The sequence below is a fragment of the Mycobacterium seoulense genome (genome assembly GCF_010731595.1).
GTDB classification, from domain to species: domain Bacteria; phylum Actinomycetota; class Actinomycetes; order Mycobacteriales; family Mycobacteriaceae; genus Mycobacterium; species Mycobacterium seoulense.
In genome coordinates this window covers 293,605-314,751 of record NZ_AP022582.1, presented here as the reverse complement: position 1 = coordinate 314,751, position 21,147 = coordinate 293,605, and the positions used below count along the sequence as shown (strand labels likewise).

General features: G+C 67.7%; 18 protein-coding genes and 1 pseudogene. 7 read left to right on the top strand and 12 right to left on the bottom strand.

The window, feature by feature from the left end; all coding sequences use genetic code 11:
- Positions 1 to 8: 8 nt before the first annotated feature.
- From nrdE to G6N37_RS01510, 4 genes are all read right to left on the bottom strand, one after another.
- The gene (nrdE, locus tag G6N37_RS01525; RefSeq protein ID WP_163674981.1) at positions 9 to 2,174 is read right to left on the bottom strand and encodes a class 1b ribonucleoside-diphosphate reductase subunit alpha; all 2,166 of its coding nucleotides are present in this window, start codon (positions 2,172 to 2,174) and stop codon (positions 9 to 11) included.
- The gene (gene nrdI / locus G6N37_RS01520; protein WP_163684437.1) at positions 2,144 to 2,587 is read right to left on the bottom strand and encodes a class Ib ribonucleoside-diphosphate reductase assembly flavoprotein NrdI; all 444 of its coding nucleotides are present in this window, start codon (positions 2,585 to 2,587) and stop codon (positions 2,144 to 2,146) included. Before nrdI ends, nrdE begins: the two co-directional genes overlap by 31 nt.
- A gap of 98 nt (positions 2,588 to 2,685) precedes the next feature.
- Positions 2,686 to 2,925 (bottom strand): glutaredoxin-like protein NrdH, encoded by a 240-nt coding sequence (nrdH, locus tag G6N37_RS01515; RefSeq protein WP_163674978.1) that lies wholly within the window; start codon positions 2,923 to 2,925, stop codon positions 2,686 to 2,688.
- Between the two features lie 505 nt (positions 2,926 to 3,430).
- Positions 3,431 to 3,988: an NAD(P)H-dependent oxidoreductase gene (locus G6N37_RS01510; RefSeq protein WP_276066509.1), complete on the bottom strand. Its 558-nt coding sequence runs from the start codon at positions 3,986 to 3,988 to the stop codon at positions 3,431 to 3,433.
- Between the two features lie 89 nt (positions 3,989 to 4,077).
- Here G6N37_RS01510 and G6N37_RS01505 point away from each other — a divergent pair, with 89 nt between their 5' ends.
- Both G6N37_RS01505 and G6N37_RS01500 read left to right on the top strand, forming a co-directional pair.
- Positions 4,078 to 4,686 (top strand): TetR/AcrR family transcriptional regulator, encoded by a 609-nt coding sequence (locus G6N37_RS01505; RefSeq protein ID WP_163674975.1) that lies wholly within the window; start codon positions 4,078 to 4,080, stop codon positions 4,684 to 4,686.
- Between the two features lie 7 nt (positions 4,687 to 4,693).
- Positions 4,694 to 5,737 (top strand): DNA polymerase IV, encoded by a 1,044-nt coding sequence (locus G6N37_RS01500; protein WP_163674973.1) that lies wholly within the window; start codon positions 4,694 to 4,696, stop codon positions 5,735 to 5,737.
- Here the strand turns inward: G6N37_RS01500 and G6N37_RS01495 are convergent.
- A complete protein-coding gene (locus G6N37_RS01495) occupies positions 5,672 to 6,595 on the bottom strand; it encodes an SDR family oxidoreductase (RefSeq protein WP_163674970.1) in 924 nt (307 codons plus the stop codon). The genes G6N37_RS01500 and G6N37_RS01495 overlap by 66 nt on opposite strands.
- Positions 6,596 to 6,627: 32 nt before the next feature.
- A complete protein-coding gene (locus tag G6N37_RS01490; RefSeq protein WP_163674967.1) occupies positions 6,628 to 7,263 on the bottom strand; it encodes a TetR/AcrR family transcriptional regulator in 636 nt (211 codons plus the stop codon).
- A gap of 114 nt (positions 7,264 to 7,377) precedes the next feature.
- Here G6N37_RS01490 and G6N37_RS01485 point away from each other — a divergent pair, with 114 nt between their 5' ends.
- Positions 7,378 to 8,856 carry a cytochrome P450 gene (locus G6N37_RS01485; protein ID WP_163674964.1) on the top strand — a complete coding sequence of 493 codons (1,479 nt, stop codon included), beginning with the start codon at positions 7,378 to 7,380 and terminating at the stop codon, positions 8,854 to 8,856.
- 10 nt (positions 8,857 to 8,866) lie between these two features.
- Here the strand turns inward: G6N37_RS01485 and G6N37_RS01480 are convergent, their stop codons facing one another.
- Complete coding sequence (locus G6N37_RS01480) at positions 8,867 to 9,394, bottom strand: 2-isopropylmalate synthase (RefSeq protein WP_232075238.1); 528 nt, start codon at positions 9,392 to 9,394, stop codon at positions 8,867 to 8,869.
- A gap of 315 nt (positions 9,395 to 9,709) precedes the next feature.
- Between G6N37_RS01480 and G6N37_RS26100 the strand changes: the two genes are divergently transcribed.
- The gene (locus G6N37_RS26100) at positions 9,710 to 9,886 is read left to right on the top strand and encodes a hypothetical protein (protein ID WP_232075236.1); all 177 of its coding nucleotides are present in this window, start codon (positions 9,710 to 9,712) and stop codon (positions 9,884 to 9,886) included.
- Between the two features lie 67 nt (positions 9,887 to 9,953).
- Here G6N37_RS26100 and G6N37_RS01475 read toward each other — a convergent pair whose 3' ends face one another.
- The 3 genes from G6N37_RS01475 to G6N37_RS01465 all read right to left on the bottom strand — a co-directional run bounded on the left by G6N37_RS01475 (position 9,954) and on the right by G6N37_RS01465 (position 13,711).
- Positions 9,954 to 10,946: a sensor histidine kinase gene (locus tag G6N37_RS01475; RefSeq protein ID WP_163674961.1), complete on the bottom strand. Its 993-nt coding sequence runs from the start codon at positions 10,944 to 10,946 to the stop codon at positions 9,954 to 9,956.
- Positions 10,947 to 11,053: 107 nt separating this feature from the next.
- A complete protein-coding gene (locus tag G6N37_RS01470) occupies positions 11,054 to 12,484 on the bottom strand; it encodes a FadR/GntR family transcriptional regulator (RefSeq protein ID WP_174813776.1) in 1,431 nt (476 codons plus the stop codon).
- Positions 12,485 to 12,517: 33 nt separating this feature from the next.
- Positions 12,518 to 13,711: a thiolase family protein gene (locus tag G6N37_RS01465; RefSeq protein WP_163674957.1), complete on the bottom strand. Its 1,194-nt coding sequence runs from the start codon at positions 13,709 to 13,711 to the stop codon at positions 12,518 to 12,520.
- Between the two features lie 48 nt (positions 13,712 to 13,759).
- On the opposite strand from G6N37_RS01465, the gene G6N37_RS01460 reads away from it, so the two are divergent.
- Positions 13,760 to 14,095 (top strand): Zn-ribbon domain-containing OB-fold protein, encoded by a 336-nt coding sequence (locus G6N37_RS01460; RefSeq protein WP_163674955.1) that lies wholly within the window; start codon positions 13,760 to 13,762, stop codon positions 14,093 to 14,095.
- 77 nt (positions 14,096 to 14,172) lie between these two features.
- On the opposite strand, the gene G6N37_RS01455 is transcribed toward G6N37_RS01460, so the two are convergent.
- Both G6N37_RS01455 and G6N37_RS01450 read right to left on the bottom strand, forming a co-directional pair.
- A complete protein-coding gene (locus tag G6N37_RS01455) occupies positions 14,173 to 16,335 on the bottom strand; it encodes an acyl-CoA dehydrogenase (RefSeq protein ID WP_163674951.1) in 2,163 nt (720 codons plus the stop codon).
- Positions 16,336 to 16,442: 107 nt separating this feature from the next.
- Positions 16,443 to 17,201: an SDR family NAD(P)-dependent oxidoreductase gene (locus G6N37_RS01450; RefSeq protein ID WP_163674948.1), complete on the bottom strand. Its 759-nt coding sequence runs from the start codon at positions 17,199 to 17,201 to the stop codon at positions 16,443 to 16,445.
- A 122-nt stretch (positions 17,202 to 17,323) separates the two neighbouring features.
- Here G6N37_RS01450 and G6N37_RS01445 point away from each other — a divergent pair.
- Both G6N37_RS01445 and G6N37_RS01440 read left to right on the top strand, forming a co-directional pair.
- Positions 17,324 to 18,853: pseudogene (locus tag G6N37_RS01445) on the top strand (ATP-dependent DNA ligase).
- 40 nt (positions 18,854 to 18,893) lie between these two features.
- Entirely contained in the window at positions 18,894 to 21,146 is a 2,253-nt protein-coding gene (locus G6N37_RS01440; protein ID WP_163674945.1) for a carbon starvation CstA family protein, read from the top strand.
- Position 21,147: the final 1 nt, after the last annotated feature.

Sequence of the window (21,147 nt, the reverse complement as noted above, 5' to 3'; positions counted from 1 at the left end):
CGCGCCGCCTACAGCATGCAGGACACGCAGCCCTCGACCTCTGTTCCTTCCAATGCCATCTGCCGCAGCCGGATGTAGTAGAGCGTCTTGATGCCCTTGCGCCAGGCGTAGATCTGCGCCTTGTTCACGTCGCGGGTGGTGGCGGTGTCCTTGAAGAACAGCGTCAGGCTCAGCCCCTGGTCCACGTGCTGGGTTGCCGCGGCGTAGGTGTCGATGACCTTTTCGTACCCGATCTCGTAGGCGTCCTGGAAGTACTCCAGGTTGTCGTTGGTCATGTAGGGCGCCGGGTAGTAGACGCGGCCGATCTTGCCTTCCTTGCGGATCTCGACCTTGCTGGCGATCGGGTGGATCGAACTGGTGGAGTGGTTGATGTAGGAGATCGACCCCGTCGGCGGGACGGCCTGCAGGTTCTGGTTGTAGATGCCGTACTCCTGCACCGATTCCTTCAGTCGCTTCCAGTCGTCCTGGGTGGGGATCCGGATGTCCGCGTCGGCGAACAGCTGACGCACCTTCTCGGTCTGCGGCTCCCACACCTGGTCGATGTACTTGTCGAAGAACTCCCCCGAGGCGTACTTCGACCGCTCGAAACCGCCAAACGCCCTGCCCCGTTCGATGGCGATGCGGTTCGACGCCCGCAGCGCGTGGTAGAGCACCGTATAGAAGTAGATGTTGGTGAAGTCGATGCCTTCCTCGGACCCGTAGAAGATGCGTTCCCGGGCGAGGTAGCCGTGCAGATTCATCTGCCCGAGGCCGATCGCGTGGGATTCGTTGTTGCCCTGCTCGATTGAGGGCACCGACGTGATGTGGGTCTGGTCGCTCACCGCGGTCAGCGCGCGGATCGCCACCTCGATCGTCTGCGCGAAGTCCGGTGAGTCCATGGCCTTGGCGATGTTCAGCGAGCCGAGGTTGCACGAAATGTCCTTGCCCACCTTGGAATACGACAGGTCGTCGTTGAACTCCGACGGCGTGGACACCTGCAGGATCTCCGAGCACAGGTTCGAGTGCGTGATCTTGCCCTCGATCGGGTTGGCCCGGTTCACCGTGTCCTCGTACATGATGTAGGGATAGCCGGACTCGAACTGCAGCTCGGCCAGCGTCTGGAAGAACTCCCGCGCCTTGATCTTCGTCTTGCGGATGCGCGCGTCGTCGACCATCTCGTAGTACTTCTCGGTCACCGAGATGTCGGCGAACGGCAGGCCGTAGACCCGCTCGACGTCGTACGGCGAGAACAGGTACATGTCCTCGTTCTTCTTGGCCAGCTCGAAGGTGATGTCGGGAATCACCACGCCCAGGCTCAGCGTCTTGATCCGGATCTTCTCGTCGGCGTTCTCGCGCTTGGTGTCCAGGAAGCGGTAGATGTCGGGGTGATGCGCGTGCAGGTACACCGCGCCGGCGCCCTGGCGCGCGCCCAACTGGTTGGCGTAGGAGAACGAATCCTCCAGGAGCTTCATGATCGGGATGACGCCCGAGGACTGGTTCTCGATGTTCTTGATCGGCGCGCCGTGCTCGCGAATGTTGGTCAGCAGCAACGCAACTCCCCCGCCGCGCTTGGACAGCTGCAGGGCGGAATTGATCGACCGCCCGATCGACTCCATGTTGTCCTCGATGCGCAGCAAAAAGCAGCTCACCGGTTCGCCGCGCTGCTTTTTGCCCGAGTTCAGGAACGTCGGGGTGGCCGGCTGGAAGCGGCCGTCGATGATCTCGTCGACGAGCTTCTCGGCCAGTCCGGTGTCGCCGGCGGCCAGGGTCAGCGCCACCATGACCACGCGGTCCTCGAAGCGCTCCAGGTAACGCTTACCGTCGAACGTCTTCAGCGTGTAGGAGGTGTAGTACTTGAACGCGCCGAGGAAGGTCGGGAACCGGAACTTCTTGGCGTATGCGCGGTCCAGCAGCTCCTTGACGAAGTTGCGCGAGTACTGGTCGAGAACCTCACGCTCGTAGTAGTTCTCGCGGATCAGGTAGTCGAGCTTCTCGTCCTGGTTGTGGAAGAAGACCGTGTTCTGGTTGACGTGCTGCAGGAAGTATTGGCGCGCCGCCAGCACGTCCTTGTCGAACTGAATCCTGCCGTCGGCGTCGTACAGGTTCAGCATCGCGTTCAGCGCGTGATAGTCCGTCTCACCGGGCAACGCGTGCGCGCCGGACGTTACAGGCTCTGCAGTGACGGTTGGTGGCACGTCTGTTCCTTCCAGAAATCTTCCAAGCCCGCGCGGACGGCTTCCACGTCGTCCGGGGTTCCCATCAGTTCGAAGCGATAAAGGTACGGAACGCCGCATTTGCGGGAGATCACGTTGCCCGCGTAGGCGAATTCGGCACCGAAGTTGTTGTTGCCCGCGGCGATGACGCCGCGGATCAACGACCGGTTGTGCTCGTCGTTCAGGAATGCGATGACCTGCTTGGGGACGTAGCCACCGGCATTGACGTCCGGGGTGGCCCGGCCACCGCCGTACGTGGGCACGATCAGCACGTACGGCTCGTCGACCTCGATGCGGCCGTGCAGCGGTATCCGCGTGGCGGGAACGCCCAGCTTCTGCACGAAGCGGTGGGTGTTCTCCGACACGGAGGAGAAATACACCAGTGGCGATCGCAAGCGCGGCGGAGCCGGGCGAAGCGGGTCGCCACTAATCCAGCTTGGGTTGCGCGACTGCACCGCAACCTCCTTCTTACCTAACGTCCGCCGCTAACCACTCAGGCGCTGAGCGCCGATTCCGCGAGCGCCTTGATGCGGTCCGGCCGGAACCCCGACCAGTGCTCGTTCTCCGCCACCACCACGGGCGCCTGCAGGTACCCCAGCGCCATCACGTAGTCGCGCGCCTCGTTGTCCAGCGTGATGTCGACCTTCTCGTAGCCGATGCCCTGCTTGTCCAGGGCTTTGAACGTGGCGCTGCACTGCACGCATGCCGGCTTGGTGTACACGGTGATGCTCATGGAAGCCGCTCCTTTGCGGAAGGTGGGACTTGTTACGGACTGGCAACTACTCGGTACTACGTCTTCGCTGTGTTCCAGCGGCCCGCCAAGCTCCCACATTCCCGTCGTTCGGCCGTCGGGGACGAATGACCCATCGAGCCGATTTCGGGTGGTGAACCAGGCCCCGGTCGGGCTGGTGAACCTGGGATCTGCCGGTGCTCGAAACACTACACCTAGTGGCCGACAAGATGACCAGATACAACATGTTCGGAATAACATTTCTGAAATTCGCTGGTCGTAAGCCCTTCGGACGACACGCGCCCGGCGTGTCGCAGGTCACATTCTTCGACGAAGCCGTCCATGCGAATCGTTGTATCACCGGTCACCGACAAGTCCCCCCGCCGTCGACCCTTTCCGGCGGCCGGGTCCGCGACCAGCAAAGCCGCCAGCGCGAGCTGGCGGCTTCTGCTATTCGGGTGTCGAAACCTTGCTGGTTGCCCGGCGCGGGCTTGTCGACTTCCGCCAATCAGCCGATTTCGGCGCCCAGCTTCCCGACTACGTCGCGCACGTTCGCCGTCAGCTCGGCGTGCTCGGCCGGGGCCTTGCCCTCCAGGGTGGTGAACGGGACCGACAACTTGATGGAGTCGACCACCCGGGCGCCGGCGATCCCGAACGACTTGCGGGTCTCGTCGTGTGCCCACACCCCGCCGTAGCGCCCAAAGCCTCCGCCGATCACCGCCAGCGGCTTGCCCTTGAGCGCGCCGTCACCGAACGGGCGGGACAACCAGTCGATCGCGTTCTTGATGACGGCCGGGATGCTGCCGTTGTATTCCGGCGTGACGACGAGCGCGGCGTCCGCGTCCGCCGCCGCGGCGCGCAGGGCGGCCACCGGGGCCAGCAGCGGGGCGTCGCCGTTCATGGCTTCGTCGATCTCCTCGTTGTAGAAAGGCACGTCGTTCAGCCCCTCGAAAATCGTGACGCTGACACCCTCAGGCGCGACAGCCGCCGCCAATTCGGCGATCTGACGGTTGATCGACGCCGTGCGCAGACTGCCCACCAACGCCAAGATCTTGATCTCTGCCAATATTCCGTTCCCTTCGGTGTTGGACTACATCCTCCCACGACGCAACCGGACTATAGTCCGCTTTATTCCGGCGGCGTTAAAGTGCAGTCATGAGCGAACGGCCGGGCGGGTTGCCCGTGTGCGCTCCGCTGGTGGTTCGTCAAGAGCGGGGCGACGCGGCGCGCAACCGCGCGCTCTTGCTCCAGGCTGCCCGAAACCTGGTCGCCGAGCGCGGCGCCGAGGCCATCACCATGGACGACATCGCCGCTGCCGCCGGGGTCGGCAAGGGCACGCTGTTCCGCCGCTTCGGCAGCAGAGCCGGCCTGATGCTGGTGTTGCTCGACGAAGACGAGCAAGCAAGCCAGCAAGCGTTTCTGTTCGGGCCGCCGCCCCTGGGCCCCGGCGCGCCCCCGACGGATCGCCTGGTCGCCTTCGGCCGCGAGCGCATCCGGTTCGTCCACACCCACCACGAACTGCTGTCGGCCGCCAACCGTGATCCGCAGAACCGGCACAATGCGCCTGCCATGGTGCAACGCACCCACGTGCGGGTCCTGCTGAGGACGGCCCAATCCACCGGCGACCTCGATGTGCAGACCGATGCGTTGCTGGCGCTGCTGGACGTGGACTACATCGAGCATCAACTCGCCGAAGGCGGCCACACTGTGCAGACGCTGGGTGACGCATGGGAAAGCTTGGCGCGCAAGCTTTGTGGGCGGTGATGGCCACATGGCCGCGCCGACGCCGAGCTGGGTACTGCACGTCGACCTCGATCAGTTTCTGGCGTCGGTGGAGTTGCGCCGCCATCCCGAGTTGGCCGGGCTGCCGGTGATCGTCGGCGGAAACGGCGATCCGTCCGAACCGCGCAAGGTTGTCACCTGCGCCTCCTACGAGGCCCGCGAATTCGGGGTGTGCGCCGGCATGCCGTTGCGGGCGGCGGCGCGCCGCTGCCCCGAGGCGACGTTTCTGCCGTCGGACGCGGCCGCCTACGACGCGGCCTCCGAAGAAGTGATGGCGTTGCTGCGCGACCTGGGACACCAGGTCGAGGTATGGGGCTGGGACGAGGCATATGTCGGGGTGACGGACTCCGACCCGACCGAAGTGGCCGACGAGATCCGGGCGGTCATCTCGTCGGAAACCGGGCTGTCCTGTTCGGTCGGCATCAGCGACAACAAGCAGCGCGCGAAGGTCGCGACCGGCTTCGCCAAACCGGCGGGCGTCTTCGCGCTCACCGACGCGAACTGGATGACACTGATGGCGGACCGTCCCGTCGATGCGCTGTGGGGTGTCGGACCCAAGACCGCGAAAAAGCTCGCTGCCCTTGGGATCACGACGGTGTGGGAGCTCGCGCACAGCGACGCGGAGCTGCTGACGTCGGCGTTCGGCCCGCGCACCGGGCTGTGGCTGCTGCTGCTGGCCAAGGGCGGTGGCGACACCGGCGTCAGCGCCGAGCCGTGGATCCCGCGCTCGCGGAGCCACGTCGTCACCTTCCCGCGCGACCTCACCGATCGCGCCGAAATGGATTCGGCCATCACGCGATTGGCTGAGCAGGCGCTGGCCGACGTGCTCGCGTCGGACCGCATCGTGACCCGGGTCGCGGTCACCGTGCGGACCGCGACGTTCTACACCCGCACCAAGATCCGCAAGCTGGAAGCGCACACCACAGATCGCGACACCATCGTCGCCGCGGCGCTGCGCATCCTGGACCTATTCGAACTCGACCGCCCGGTCCGGCTGCTGGGGGTGCGTCTCGAACTGGTCATGGGAGACTAGCGGCGCTGGCGCGGGCCGCAACGCCCGGGTGAACACCACATTGACCTGACGCATCGCCACGCTGTAGGGCCACCAGGCCAGCCGCTTGAAGGCGTACAGCGCCCGGATGTCCGGCGAGGTGTAGATCAGGTAGCGGTTCTTGGCCACCCCCGCCAGGATCTTGTCGGCCGCCCTCTCCGGCGAGACGGCGTGACCGCTGAAGCGGTTCACCCAGCGGGCGACCTTGGGGTCTTCGCGGTCCACGCCGGCGATTTCGACCGTCTGGACCAGCGGGGTGTTCACCGCGCCCGGCACGACGACCGAGACCCCGATGTGGTGCCGGGCCAGGTCGAAGCGCAGCACCTCCGACAGGCCGCGCAAGCCGTACTTGCTGGCGCTGTAGGCGGCGTGCCACGGGAGCGCGACCAGCCCGGCCGCCGACGACACATTGACCAGGTGCCCGCCGTTGCGGGCCGCCACCATCGCCGGGACGAACGTTTCGATGACGTGGATCGGCCCCATCAGGTTGATCGCGATCATCTTGCTCCACTGCTCGTGCGTCAGCCGGTCGACGGTCCCCCAGGCGGACACTCCGGCGATGTTGAGCACCACGTCCATGCTCGGATGGCTGCGATGGATGTGGGCGGCGAACCCCGCCACCTGCTCATAGCTCGCGATGTCGAGAGCCCGATGCTCGGACACCCGCGCCCCCAGCGCGCGGGCGTCGGCCACGGTCAGCTCGAGGCCGTCCCGGTCGCGATCGGTGAGAAAGAGCTCGGCGCCCTGGGCGGCCAACCGCAACGCGGTGGCGCGGCCGATGCCGCTGGCCGCCCCGGTGACCAGACACCGTTTGCCTGCGAAATATCCCTGCTGCCCCATTGCCGTGACGATACCGGCGGTAACGCCTCGCCCTAGGGACGCCCGCTCCACAGCGCGTGCAGCCACAGTCGCTCCAGCACGCGAACGCGGCGATCGCGATCGCTGTCACGGCCGGCCAGGATCGGGTCGCCGGTCAGCATCAGCGCGGTGGTGCCGGCGAGGGTGCGGATCAGCGTCGGCAGGTCGTCGCTGATCGGGCTGGCCGTCCCGGCCTTCATCTCGGCCTCGACGATGGAGACGATCTGGCCCAGCACCACCTCGAATTGTTGGTCCATGAGATTGCGGATCTCGACGTCGGTGTTGCGGGCCTCGTTGCACGCGGTCATCACGGGATCGTTGTGCGCGTACACGGCGGCCGCGCTGCCGACCATGCGTTTGGCGAACTGCTCCGGCGACTCGCCGGGCTGGCGCGGTGCGAAATCCTGCGTGAGCTCCTCGAGCTCCTGGGCGGCCTCGGCCATGAGCTGGGCCAGTACGGCGTATTTGGAGTCGAAGTAGAAGTAGAAGCCGGACCGGGCCACCCCGGCCCGCAAGCTGATGGTGCTGACCGACAGCTCCGCGAATGGCTTCTCCTGCAGCAGTTCCCGCACCGCCTGCAGGATCGCCTGGCGCTGTTTGTCGCCGCGCCGTTGCCCGCCGGGCTCGGGGGTGGCGGGGTGGCTGCTCATTCCCTGACCTTGCACCACGCCGCCCGAAAAGCAAACTTGACAGCCGTCAAGTTTTTTCCGAAGGTTATAGGACAGTGACGGCTGTCACCTCGGAGGGCACGCAAAGGAGCGTCTATGACCGCCACGATCAGCACCCCGCAGTACCTGCTGGACCAGGCGCGGCGCCGGTTCACGCCGACGCTGAACACGATCCCGGGGATGGGTGCGGTCGAAAGGCGCCTGCTCGCCCACGACTGGGAAACCAAGGTCTTAGCCGAACCGCCCGCCGGAAGCGGGCTCAAACCCGTGGTGGGCGATGCCGGGCTCCCGATCCTCGGCCACATCATCGAGATGTTCAGGGGCGGGCCGGACTACGCGCTGCATCTCTATCGCACCCGCGGCCCCCTGCACTACCTCGACTCGCCGATCATGCCGGCGGTCACCGCGCTGGGGCCGGATGCCACCCAGGCCGTGTTCTCGAACAAGAACAAGGACTTCTCGCAGAAGGGGTGGCACCCGGTGATCGGGCCGTTCTTCAACCGCGGCCTGATGATGCTGGACTTCGACGAGCACATGTACCACCGGCGCATCATGCAGGAGGCATTCACCCGCACCCGGCTGACGGGCTACGTCGAGCACATCGACCGGGTCGCGAGCGAGATCGTCGCCAACTGGCCGACGAACGACGCCCGGTTCCTGTTCCACCCGGCGATGAAGGAACTCACCTTGGACATCGCCTCCCTGGTGTTCATGGGACACGAGCCGGGCACCGACCACGACCTGGTCACCAAGGTCAACCAGGCGTTCACGATCACGACCCGCGCCGGCGGCGCGATCATTCGCCAGCCGCTTCCGCCGTTCAAGTGGTGGCGCGGGCTGCGGGCCCGCAAGCTGCTCGAGGACTACTTCGCGGACCGGGTCAAGGAGCGCCGCAACGCCACCGGCAACGACATGCTCACGGTGTTGTGCCACACCGAGGACGACGACGGCAACAGCTTCACCGACGAAGACATCGTCAACCACATGATCTTCTTGATGATGGCCGCCCACGACACGTCGACGTCGACGACCACCACGATGGTCTACAACATGGCGGCAAACCCGGAGTGGCAGGAGCGCGCGCGGGAGGAGTCGGCCCGGCTCGGCGACGGCCCGCTGGACATCGAGGCGCTGGAGAAGCTGGAAACGCTCGAATTGATCATGAACGAGTCGCTGCGCATGGTGACGCCGCTGCCGTTCAACATGCGGCAGGCCGTTCGCGACACGGAGCTGCTCGGCCACTACATCCCGGCCGGGACCAACATCACCATCTGGCCCGGCATGAACCACCGGCTGCCCGAATTGTGGACGGACCCGGACAAATTCGATCCCGAACGCTTCGCCGAGCCGCGCTCCGAGCACAAGAAGCACCGATACGCCTTCGCGCCGTTCGGCGGCGGCGCGCACAAGTGCATCGGCATGGTGTTCGGGCAGCTCGAGGTCAAGACCGTCGTGCATCGGCTGCTGCGCCGCTACCGGCTGGAGCTGGCCCGGCCGGGCTATCAGCCGCACTTGGACTACGGCGGCATGCCGATACCGATGGACGGCATGCCGATCGTGCTGCGCCCGCTGTAGGGCCAGCGCCTCAGGCGAGAAGCCGGTTGGCGCAGGCGATCACCGCGCGCAGCGCCGACTGCGTCGGATCGTCCGACCAGCCCATCGCCCACTCCTCGCGGGCCCCGTTGCTTCCACGGACGAACGTGGCGGTGTCCCCCCCGGATCGCAGCTGATGAAACTTCAGGATCTCCAGCGGGATCCCGCGATCGTGCAGCATGGCGCTGAGCGCGGCGATCGGCCCGCCGGCGGCCGCGGTTGACGTGCTGATGCGCTCGCCGACGGCGATCATGGCCCGAAAGTTGCGGGCCTGCGGCCCCAGCCGCCGATCGTCATCGGTGCACTCCCAGTTGCGTAAGCGGATCGGGCCGGCCGCGGGACCGTAGGTCGCGACGAAACGCGCCCGCGACATCGCGCCGGCCTGCTCCCGCAGGCCGCGGGGCAGTGGGGCGCCGAACTTCTGCGCGAACCACACCGTGGCCGGGCACTCGCTGTCCGGGTGGTCGGGCGGATCGAGCCGCTCGGGAAGGGTCGTGGGAAGAGTCTCAAGAAGAGTCATGTGCCGGTCTTCTTCGGTCGAAGTGGTGACCGACGGCAGGTAGCTTTCCGACCCACAGCGGGGGGTCGGTCTGGGTCAGACCCCGCTGCGGGTGCTGGCTACTACTGCTCGATCGAGAAGACGCACGAGGGACGACACTAGCCGGTTAACGCCCTGACGTGCAACTTTCGCCGCAACGGCATAACGCGCCAACCCGTCTCGAAATTAGTCGAAAATTTTGGTTTACTCATGTGCATCAGCGGGTATGGGGCGGGAGCACCGCTCTTCAACGGCTGTGCAATTACCCCCTCGAAGGATGATGAAAGAAGGCTCATCATGAAGGCGAAGCGCACCATGAAAACCCTCAAAGCTGCCGCAGCGGCCGCGGGCCTGGTCACGGTGTTAGTGGTACCGACAGGATGTGCTTCATCGGCAGCCGGGAGCGGCGGGCTCGTCGGCGGCGGGGCCGCCGGCGGCGGTTGTGTGGTCAGCGCGCTTGGTATCTGCATCTAGCTGATTGCGACGAGCGACCCCTCGGGACCGCGGCGTGGGGGGACGGTTCCCGGGGGTTGCTCGGCGTTCAGCCCGTGGGGCCGGCCGACGGCTCGAACCGGAGATACGCCTGAATTGTCGTGCCGCTGGTGGTGGTGTGGGTGCGCACCAGGTCCGAGATGGCGTTGACCAGGTATAGCCCCCGGCTGGCGGGGCCGCACGGCCCCGGGTCCAGTCGGCCGACCAGCGGATCCTCGAAGCATCCGGTGTCGCGCGCCTCGCACACCAGATAGTCGTCGTCCCGCCAGAAGGCGAGTTGGCACGCGCCCTCGGTGTACATCAGGCTGTTGCTGGCCAGCTCGGTGGCCACCAGCTGCAAGTCCTCGATCCCGTCCTGGGACAACCCGATCCAGCCCGCGTAGTCGACGGCGAAGGACCGCGCGGGGCTCAAGTCCGCCGACTTCCTCACCACGTAGGTCACGGCGCCCGGATTAGCGGGCAGCGGCCGGTTGCAGCGCTGCAAGGCGGCATCCGGCGCGTAGTCGGCGCTGCGTCGGAGTGCGCCGCCGCTCCACAACAAGGGGTGGGTGCTGCGGGCGTCCGCCAGGACGTCGTCGTCGAGCCGGCTCCCGTCGTAGAGGCACAACCCGGTGACCTGGTAGCCGTCCATGGCCCCGTTCACCAGTGCCTCGTGCTCCACGCAGGCGACCAGTTCCTCTTCGGTGCGCCCGGGCCAGGCGAGTTGACTGACGATCCGCACGCGCCGGTCGGGGTGTTCGTCGACGAACGCTCCCTCCATCGCCATCAGCCGGCTCGGGTTGCGGGCGACCTCCGTGATGTCCACCAAGCGCAGATCGTCCGACGCCGCACCGCCCGCGCTCAGCGCGTCGTGCAGCAACGCCATTTTGTCGGACGGCACCGCGACGAGTACCGCCTCACCCATCGCCAAGCCCTCGCTGACGAAGCGGCCCACGAAATCCAAATACTCTTGCTGGGATTGGTAGATGAGTGCGGAGTGGACGAAGCCCAGCTTCCCGATCTCTGTGCCCGCGGTCACTCCAGCACTCTCGCTTTCGGTCACTAACGCCAACCCCCTGCTGGACCGGCCGTCTTGCTTCTCCCTCCCCAGTACCCCCGACGGGCCTTCGCTATACCGCGCTGCAGATCACATCTGCGACTCAGTATTTGTCACAACCACCAAGAGGCGGCGGCGTCCAAGTGACGCCGTACGCGATAGCGGGCCAGGCTGTCGTCGCCCACCTCGATCGCGTCCACGATTCGCAGGTGAGCGTGGTGGACGGCAAGGACGTCCGCCCAGGTGGGCGCCGCCTGACCGGAGGTCGACCAATGCCGCCGGAACAACTCGACGATGATGCGCAGGAACAAGTCGAGCAGCGTGTTGCCGGCCAGCTGCGCCAGTCCGACGTGGAACCGGAACTCCTCCACGGCGGCGTCGCTCAGATCATCGGACGTTTCGGAGACCTCGGACCGGTGGGCGGCCAGGAAAGCGGCCACCTCCGACTCGCCGCGCCGCTTGACCACCTTGGCGACGTTGTCGATCTCGATCGCCTCCCGGACGCAACGCAAGTCTTCGCGGTTCGGGTCGCGGTACTGCAAATACAGGGCGATGGTGTCGATGCTGGCCTGCGCCTGGGGCCGGGCGATGACGAGCCCCCCGCCGGGCCCGCGGCGCATGTGCGCGATCGAGTGGTATTCGAGCAGCCGTACCGCTTCGCGGAACACGGCGCGGCTCACCCGGTAGCGCTCCAGCAGGGCCGCCTCGGTGCCGAAGACAGCACCGACCTGCCAGCCGGCGGCCGCGATGTCGTCACCGATCGTGGCGGCCAGCATCTCCGCCAGCTTGCCGCGGGGAACCTCGGTGGTGAGCCGCCGCGGCTTGCGTCGCCAGCTCGCGGTGCCGGGGTGATGGTGCTGCAGCCAGGCGGTCACGGCCTCGATGTGTCTTTCGCTGAGCGTCTTGGCCCGGGCGGAGTCGCCGGAAGTGACGGCCGCGACGATCTCGGAGTGGTCGATGTGCATCCGGTCGAGCGCCTCGATGGCCTCGGTGTCCGTGTCCGTCCGCGACTGCAGGGCGTATCGGGTGGTGAGCCGCATCAGGACGTCGATAAACAGTTGCAGCACGGGGTTTTTGGATTGTTCCGCCAGGGCGATGTGGAATTCGTCGCGCGGCGTCGGTAACCCGGGTCTCCACTGTTGCTCGCCCCACAACACCGCCCGCAGCCGGGCGATGCCCGCTTCGTCGATCCGTTCGGCGGCCAGCGACGCCGCCAACGGCTCGAGCACCAGGCGCGCATTGAGCAGGTCGCCCAGGGTCGTACCGAGGTGTTCGAGATAGATGACGACGGCGCGGGCCGCGGGGCCGGCGTCGGGCTCGCAGATGATCAGCCCCCCGCCCGGACCGCGGCGCATCCGGGCGACCTGGTGGTGTTCGACGAGCCGGACGGCTTCGCGCAGCACCGAACGGCTCACCCCGAAGCGCTCCTGCAGGGCGTGTTCGGAACCCAGCGATTCACCGATGGCCCAGCCGCGGCGCACGATCTCCGCCTCGAGATCCCTCGCGACCTTGGCAGCCAGCTTGTTCTCGAGGCCGGCGCTCACGTCAGCCCCAACGATGTTTCCGGGCAGGCGCTTTCAGCATGTGAGCAACATGCAGCCGGCCACGGGCCCACCCCCCACGGAGACGACGCCGACGTCCGGGCGCTGCGAGACCTGCCGCTCCTCCGCCTCCCCGCGCAACTGCAGACATCCCTCGTGCAGCGCCCAGTAGCCGTGCATGCGCCCGGCCGACAGTTGGCCGCCGTAGGTGTTCAGGGGAAGCGCGCCGTCGCGGGCGATCCGCGCGCCGCCCTCGACGAACGGCCCGGCCTCGCCGTCGCCGCAGATCCCCAGGGCTTCCAGCCACGCGAGGGTGAGATAGGTGAACCCGTCGTAGAGCTCGGCGAGCTTGAGGTCGGACGGCTTCAGGTCGGTGCGCGACCACATCTGCGCCGCCGCGTCCGACATCGCCATCTTCGGGTAGTCGACACGGTGGAACCAGCCCCCGGCGCCGTCGGCCCCGCCGATCGCCTCCACCGCCACCGCGCGGTGCGGGCAATCACGCGCGTACTCCGCATGCGAGACCACCACCGCGATCGAGCCGTCGATCGGGACATCGCAGTCCAGCAGCCCGAACGGGGTGGACACCGGCCGCGCGCTCAGGTAGTCGGCCATCGTCATCGGGTCGCGGTACACGGCGCGCGGATTCAACGCGGCATTGCGCCTGCCGTTGAGGGCGACCCAGCCCAGCTGCTGCTTCGTGGTCCCGTACAGCTCCATGTGGCGCCGGCAGTTGAGCGCCAGCCAGTTCGCGGCGGAGTAGGCGTTGGCCGCCACCAGGTCGTTGACGTCGTCCATGGCGCCGACGGCCGGACGTTCGGCGCCCTCGGGCGTCTCGAACATCCGCGCGAGCGGCGGCGCCGGCGCGTCGTCCTGCGGCTTCACCGGGACCGTGCCCCCGAGCATCTGGATGGTCCGGTACACCACCACATGGCGGGCGCGGCGCTCGGCGACCGCGCGGCACGCCGACATGACCGGGCTGAGCAAGCCGCCGGTGCCGAAGCCGGATCCGCAATCCGCCGCCTCGATCCCCAGTTGGGCGTTGACGTCCGCGGCGGGGGTGTCGCCCAGCGTCGCGATGCCGTCGATGTCGGCGGCGACCAACCCGGCGTCGTCGATGGCGGCCCGCACCGCTTCCATGGTCAGGTCCAGGCCCGCGATGCCGGTCCGACGGCCGATCCGCGAGATGCCGATGCCGGACAGGATCGCGTCCTTCTCGAAATGCGTCATGCACACCGCCCGTCATGCGTCGAATCAATTGAGTGTACTGTATTCGTCGTGTCGGACGAGCCGCTGCTCATCGAATACTGCGACGATTGTGCGCGCTGGGTGCATCCGGCGACGGGCCGATGCCGCGCCTGCGGCGGCCCGCTGGTCGCCCGGCCGGTCTCCGGGCGCGCCACGGTGTTCACCTACACGGTCAATCACCACCCGTATAACCCGGAGATCCCCGTCCCCTACGTGATCGCCATCGTCGAACTCGCCGAACAAGAAGGCCTGCGGGTGGCCGCCAATATCGTTGGCTGCGAACCCGATTCGGTCAAATGCGGCATGCCCGTCGAGCTGCAGCCCGAGAAGGGCAGTGGCGGGGCGCCGCTGTTCGCACCCGCCTGACGCCCCAAGTGCCGAGCGTGCGCGGATTGCTCGGCTACACGGCGTGTCGTTGAGCAAACACGCACGCTCACGGGGAATCAGTTGATCAGCGGGTCGCGCGGCATGCCGAGGATCCGCTCGGCGATCTGGTTGCGGGTGACCTCCGAGGTGCCGCCGGCGATCGCCATGCCGCGGGCCCCCATGGCCAGCCGGCCCACCACCGCGCCGGGCCCGTCCATCAGCGCGACCTCCGGGCCCACCAGCGCCGCCCAGATCGCGGCGCCGTCCACCATGTGTTCGGCCAGCTTCAGCTTGGTGATGTTGCCTTCCGGACCCGGGCCCGCTCCCTCGACGCTGCGCGCGGCGCGGCGCAGGTTCAGCAGCCGCAGCGCGTGGTCGTCGGCGAGGAAGGACCCGATCCGAATCGGCGCCCCGGCCAAGCGATCCGACTGCCGGGCGAGCTGCACCAGGGTGGACGCCAGGCCCTCGTAGAACGATCCGCTGCCGCCGATGCTGACCCGCTCGTTGCCCAGCGTGGCGCGGGCGACCGTCCACCCCGAGTTGGGCGCCCCGACGACGTCCTCGTCGGGAACGAACACGTCGTTGAAGAACACCTCGTTGAATTCCGAGCCGCCGGTGATCTGCCGCAAGGGCCGCACCTCTACGCCCGGGCCCTTCATGTCGATGATCACGGTGGTGATGCCGGCGTGCTTGGGCGCTTCGGGGTCGGTGCGCACGGTGGCCAGGCCACGCGCGCAGTACTGGGCCCCGCTGGTCCAGACCTTCTGCCCGTTGATCTTCCAGCCGCCGTCGACCCGGGTGGCGCGGGTCTTGACCGACGCCGCGTCGGAGCCGGCCTCGGGTTCGGAGAAAAGCTGGCACCAGATCTCTTCTTGACGAAGCGCCTTCTCCACGAATCTTTCGATCTGCCAATCGGTTCCGTGCTGGATCAGGGTCAGGATCACCCATCCGGTGATCGAGTAGTCGGGCCGTTTGATGCCGGCCGCGCGGAACTCCTCCTCGATCACCAACTGCTCCACCGCGTCGGCGGCGCGGCCCCAGGGCTTGGGCCAGTGCGGCATGACGTAGCCCGTCTCGATCAGCTTGTCGCGTTGCGCCTCTTTGTCCAGTTGCGCGATCGCGGCGGCGTCGGCGTGGATTCGGGTGCGCAGTTCTTCGGCCTCGGGCGGCAGGTCCAGGCTGTTCTCCCGCGTGGCGCCGGCGGCGGTGCGCTCGAAGATGTCCCGGGCCGGCGCGTCACCGCCGAACAGTGCCTGTATCACCAGCGCGCGGCGCAGGTGCAGATGCGCGTCGTGTTCCCAGGTGAAGCCGATGCCGCCGTGGACCTGAATGTTGAGTTCGGCGTTGCGCGCATAGGCCGGAAACGCCAGGGTCGCCGCCACCGCGGCGGCCAGCTGAAACTGGCCCTCGTCCTCCGATGCCGCGCGCGAGGCGTCCCACACCGCGGCGACCCCGGACTCCGCGGCCACCAGCATGTTCGCGCAATGATGCTTCACCGCTTGGAAAGTGGCGATCGTGCGCCCGAATTGCTGGCGCACTTTGGCATAGTCCACGGCGGCGTCCACGCAGTCGGCTGCGCCGCCCACCGCCTCGGCGGCGAGCACGGTCCGCGCGCGGGCCAGCACCGATGCCCGCGCGCCGGCCAGGACGTCGCCGGCGCCGACGTTCACGTTTTCCAGGCGGACCCGTCCGGAGCGCCGCGTGGGGTCGAAGTTGTTCGGCACCTCGACCGATACGCCGGCGCGACCGCGTTCCAGTAGCAGCACGTCGTCGCCCGCGGCGACCAGCAGCAGCTCGGCCAGCCCGGCGCCCAGCACGATCCCGGCGTCACCGTCGGCGATCCCGTCCTTGAGTCGAACCTGTCCATCCAGTCCGATGCCCGCGGTGACGGTTCCGTCGATCAACCCGGGCAGCAGTCGCGACTTCTGTTCGGGGGTACCGGCTTTGGCGATCGCCGCCGACGCGATGACGGTCGGCACGAACGGCCCGGGCGCCACGGCGCGGCCGAGCTCCTCGACCACCACCACGAGTTCGGGCAGCCCGAAGCCTGAACCGCCGTGCTCCTCGTCGACGTGCAGGCCGAGCCAGCCCAGCTCGACCAGGTTCTGCCAGAACGGGGGCCGGGATTCCTCGGCGGCGTCGAGCAGGGACCGCGCCGCCCAGCGGGCCTTCTGCGAGGTCAGGAACCCGCGGGCGACTTCGGCGAGTTCGCGATGGTCATCGGTCAGTGCGATACCCATGAGGGGCCCTCCTCGCTACCGGATGGGTAGCCGGCCCCGCTTCGAGGGGAAGCGGGGCGGCTGCCTAAAGAGTGTACTTAATGCGGGGAGGGCCGCCCGTGGGGGTGCTATTTCGGCGCGAACCGCTGCCCGGCGTCCAGGCGCAGGCATTGGCCGTTGAGCATCGGGTTGTCCACGATGGCCGCCACCAGCTTGGCGTATTCGATGGGCCGGCCCATCCGCTTCGGGAAGGCCGCGTCCTTGGTCAGGGCGGCCGCCATCTCGTCGGGCACCATCGAAGTGATCCCGGTCAGGAAGAGGCTCGGCGCGATGGCCAGCACCCGGATGCCCATCGAGCCCAGGTCGCGGGCCATGGTCAGGCACATGCCGGCGATCGCCGCCTTGGCCGCGGTGTAGGCGACCTGTCCGATCTGCCCTTCGAAGGCCGCGATCGACGCGGTGTTGATGATGACGCCACGCTCTTCGTCCTCGGGCTCGTTCTTGGCCATGTGGGCGGCGGCGAGCCGGCTGATGTTGAAGGTGGCGATCAGGTTCAGGTCGATCACGGATTGGAAGGATTCGAGGTCGTGGGGACCGGACTTGGTCAGCGTCCGCTTGGCGATGCCGCCGCCGGCGGTCGTGACCGTGACATGCAGGCCGCCCAGCTTGTCCACGGCGGTCTGCAGCGTCTCCTCGGTACCCTTGAAGTCCGTGACGTCCACCGGATAGAACGCGCCGCCGATCGCTTCGGCGACGGTCTTGCCGTCGGAACCCTCGCGGTCGAGCACCGCGACGTCCGCCCCGCGTTCGGCCAGCAGCTCCGCGGAGGCACGACCCATCCCCGACGCGCCGCCGATGACGACGGCCTTCTTCCCGTTGATCTCCATCCGGACCTCTCCTTAGTGGCGTGTCAGAATCCCTGAAAACTGTAACGTTACGTAGGCACGCTAGCGTGTCCGTCCTTCAGGGTTGACCCCGCCTTGTTCAAGAGCCATGCCAAGCTGATTTCGTGCTCCTCCTCGACGTCGCGACGACCTCACGTGACGTGGGCGGCACCTCGTCACGGCTGGGCAAGGTCGACCACATCGCCGGCCTGTTGCGTCGCGCGGCGGCCGACCCCGACGGTGTCGCGATCGTGGTGTCCTGGCTCTCGGGTGAGCTACCCCAACGCCAGATCGGGGTCGGCTGGGCGTCTTTGCGGTCGCGGCCGCCGCCCGCGTCGCATCCGACGCTGACGGTCGCCGGCGTGGACGCCCGCTTTTCGGAGATCGGGGCGGTGTCGGGCAAGGGGTCGCAGTCGCGGCGCGCCGTGTTGGTCGCCGGCTTGTTCGCCGCCGCGACCGACGCCGAGCAGACCTTCCTGCTGCGGTTGCTGGGCGGTGAGCTGCGGCAGGGGGCGCTGGCCGGGATCATGGCCGACGCGGTGGCCAGGGCCGCCGACCTCCCGGTCGCCGCGGTGCAGCGCGCCGCGATGCTGGGCGGGGACCTGCCGGCCGTGGCGGCCGCCGCCCTGGGCGGCGGGGTCAGGGCGCTGGACGCGTTCGCCCTCCGGGTGGGCCGGCCCGTCGGCCCGATGCTGGCGCAGACCGCGACCGGGGTGGCCGACGCGCTGGAACGCCACGGCGGCGCAACGATTTTCGAGGCCAAGCTGGACGGCGCCCGGGTGCAGATTCACCGGGCCGGTGACGAGGTCACCGTCTAAACCCGAAGCCTTGACGACGTCACCGCCCGCCTGCCCGAGGTGGTGGAGGCGACGCTGGCCCTGCCGGTGCGCGACCTCATCGCCGACGGCGAGGCGATCGCCCTGCGTCCCGACAACCGCCCGCACCGCTTCCAGGTCACCGCGTCGCGGTTCGGCCGGTCGGTCGACGTCGCGGCGGCCCGTGCCGCACAACCACTTTCGGTATTCTTCTTCGACATCTTGCACCGCGACGGCGCCGACCTGCTCGACGCACCGACCGCCGAGCGGCTGGCCGCCCTGGACGCGCTGGTGCCGGCCGCGCAGCGGGTCGATCGGTTGCTCACCTCGGACGCGGCCGAGGCGGCCGGATTCCTCGACGCGACGCTGGCCGCCGGCCACGAAGGCGTGCTGGCCAAGGCGCCGGAGGCGCCATATCAGGCGGGCCGCCGCGGGGCGGGGTGGCTGAAGGTCAAGCCGGTGCACACGCTCGACCTGGTGGTGCTCGCGGTGGAATGGGGATCGGGGCGCCGAAGCGGCAAGCTCTCCAACATCCACCTCGGGGCGCGCGACGCGGCGACCGGCGAATTCGTCATGGTGGGAAAGACTTTCAAGGGCATGACCGACGCCATGCTGGACTGGCAGACCGCGCGGTTTCGCGAACTCGCCGTCGGCGGGACGGAGGGTTACGTCGTGCGGCTGCGGCCCGAGCAGGTGGTCGAGGTGGCGCTGGACGGCGTCCAGAAGTCCTCGCGCTACCCCGGCGGCGTGGCGCTGCGGTTCGCCCGCGTGCTGCGCTACCGGGACGACAAGAGCCCGGCCGAGGCCGACACCATCGACACCGTGCGGGCGCTGTATTAAGACGGGCGGAGTTCGTTTCCCGCGCGTATGGTTTTCGGCCGTGGCAGTCAAAGAACGCGACGACGACGTCAGCTACATCCACACCGACGACGAGCTGCCGCCCGTCGCGATCGTCGACCGCTCCCCCATCACCGCCCGGCACAGGATCGTATTCGCGGCCGTCGCGTTGATCGGTGCCGTCGCGTGGGCGATCATCGCGTTCGCGCGCGGCGAGACGGTGAACGCGGTCTGGTTCGTGGTCGCGGCGATCTGCACATACGTCATCGGCTTCCGGTTTTATGCCCGGCTGATCGAGATGAAGATCGTGCGCCCCCGTGACGACCACGCCACCCCGGCGGAGGTGTTCGAGGACGGCACCGACTATGTGCCCACCGACCGCAGGGTGCTGTTCGGCCATCATTTCGCCGCCATCGCCGGGGCCGGTCCCCTCGTCGGCCCGGTGCTGGCGGCCCAGATGGGCTACCTGCCCTGCAGCATCTGGATCATCCTCGGCGCGGTGTTCGCCGGCGCGGTGCAGGATTACCTGGTCTTGTGGATCTCCACCCGGCGGCGGGGACGTTCCCTGGGTCAGATGGCCCGCGACGAACTCGGCCCCGCCGGCGGCGCGGCCGCCCTCGTCGGTGCGTTCGTCATCATGGTGATCATCATCGCGGTGCTGGCGCTGGTCGTGGTGCGCGGCCTGGCCCAGAGCCCGTGGGGAGTGTTCTCCATCGGCATGACGATCCCCATCGCGCTTTTCATGGGTTGCTATCTGCGGTTCCTGCGTCCCGGACGGGTGGCGGAGGTGTCGCTCATCGGGTTCGTGCTGCTGATGCTGGCCGTGGCATCGGGCAATTGGGTCAGTGAAACATCATGGGGCGCAATGTGGTTGAGCGTCACGCCGACGACGGTGGCGTGGCTGATCATCGGCTACGGTTTCGTGGCATCGGTGCTGCCGGTGTGGTTGCTGCTGGCCCCGCGCGATTACCTCTCCACGTTCATGAAGGTGGGCGCCATCGCCCTGCTCGCGGTCGGCATCTGCCTGGCCCGGCCGCTCATGCAGGCGCCGGCGATCTCGCGGTTCGCGGCCAGCGGCGACGGGCCGGTGTTCCCCGGTTCGCTGTTCCCGTTCCTGTTCATCACGATCGCGTGCGGCGCGCTGTCCGGGTTTCATGCGCTGATCTCGTCGGGGACGACGCCCAAGCTGCTGGAGAAGGAAAGCCAGATGCGGCTGATCGGCTACGGCGGCATGCTCACAGAATCCTTCGTCGCCGTCATGGCGCTGATCAGCGCATCGATCCTCGACCAACACCTGTACTTCACCCTCAACGCCCCGGTGGCCCAGACCGGCGGCACCGCCGCCACCGCCGCGGACTACGTCAACCGGCTCGGCCTGTCCGGCACGCCGGCGACCGCCGACCAGCTCACCCAGGCCGCCCACGGGGTCGGCGAAAAGTCCATCGTGTCGCGCACCGGCGGAGCGCCCACGCTGGCGTTCGGCATGGCCGAGGTGTTGCAACGGGTCTTCGGCGGGGCGGGCCTCAAGGCGTTCTGGTATCACTTCGCGATCATGTTCGAGGCGCTCTTCATCCTGACCGCCGTCGACGCGGGTACGCGTGTCGCACGTTTCATGCTGTCCGACGCGCTGGGCAACCTCGGTGGTCCGCTGGCCAAGCTGCGCAACCCGAGTTGGCGGCCGGGCGTCTGGCTCTGCAGCCTGGCGGTGGCCGCCGCCTGGGGCAGCATCCTGCTGATGGGCGTGACCGATCCGCTGGGTGGGATCAACACGCTCTTTCCGCTGTTCGGCATCGCGAACCAGCTGCTGGCGGCGATCGCGCTGACCGTCGTCACCGTGATCGTCATCAAGAAGGGCCTGCTGAAGTGGGCGTGGATTTCCGGGATTCCGCTGCTGTGGGACCTGACGGTCACGCTGACCGCGTCCTGGCAGAAGATCTTCTCGGCCGATCCCAACGTCGGCTACTGGACGCAGCACTTCCAATACCTGGCGGCGAGAAACGCCGGCAAGACGTCATTCGGTTCGGCCAAGAACGCCTACCAGCTCGACGACGTCATCAGGAACACCTTCATCCAGGGCACCCTGTCGGTTCTGTTCGCGCTGGTCGTCGTCATCGTGTTGATCACTGGAGTCGCGGTGTCCTACAAGGTGATTCGCGGCGGCGGCCGGCCCCTGACGGAGGATGAGCCGATACCGTCGAAGTTTTTCGCGCCGTCGGGTCTTGTCCCCACCGCCAGCGAACGCGCGGTGCAGAGGCAGTGGGATGCGGCCAGAACGGTTGCCGCCGACAGAACTTGAC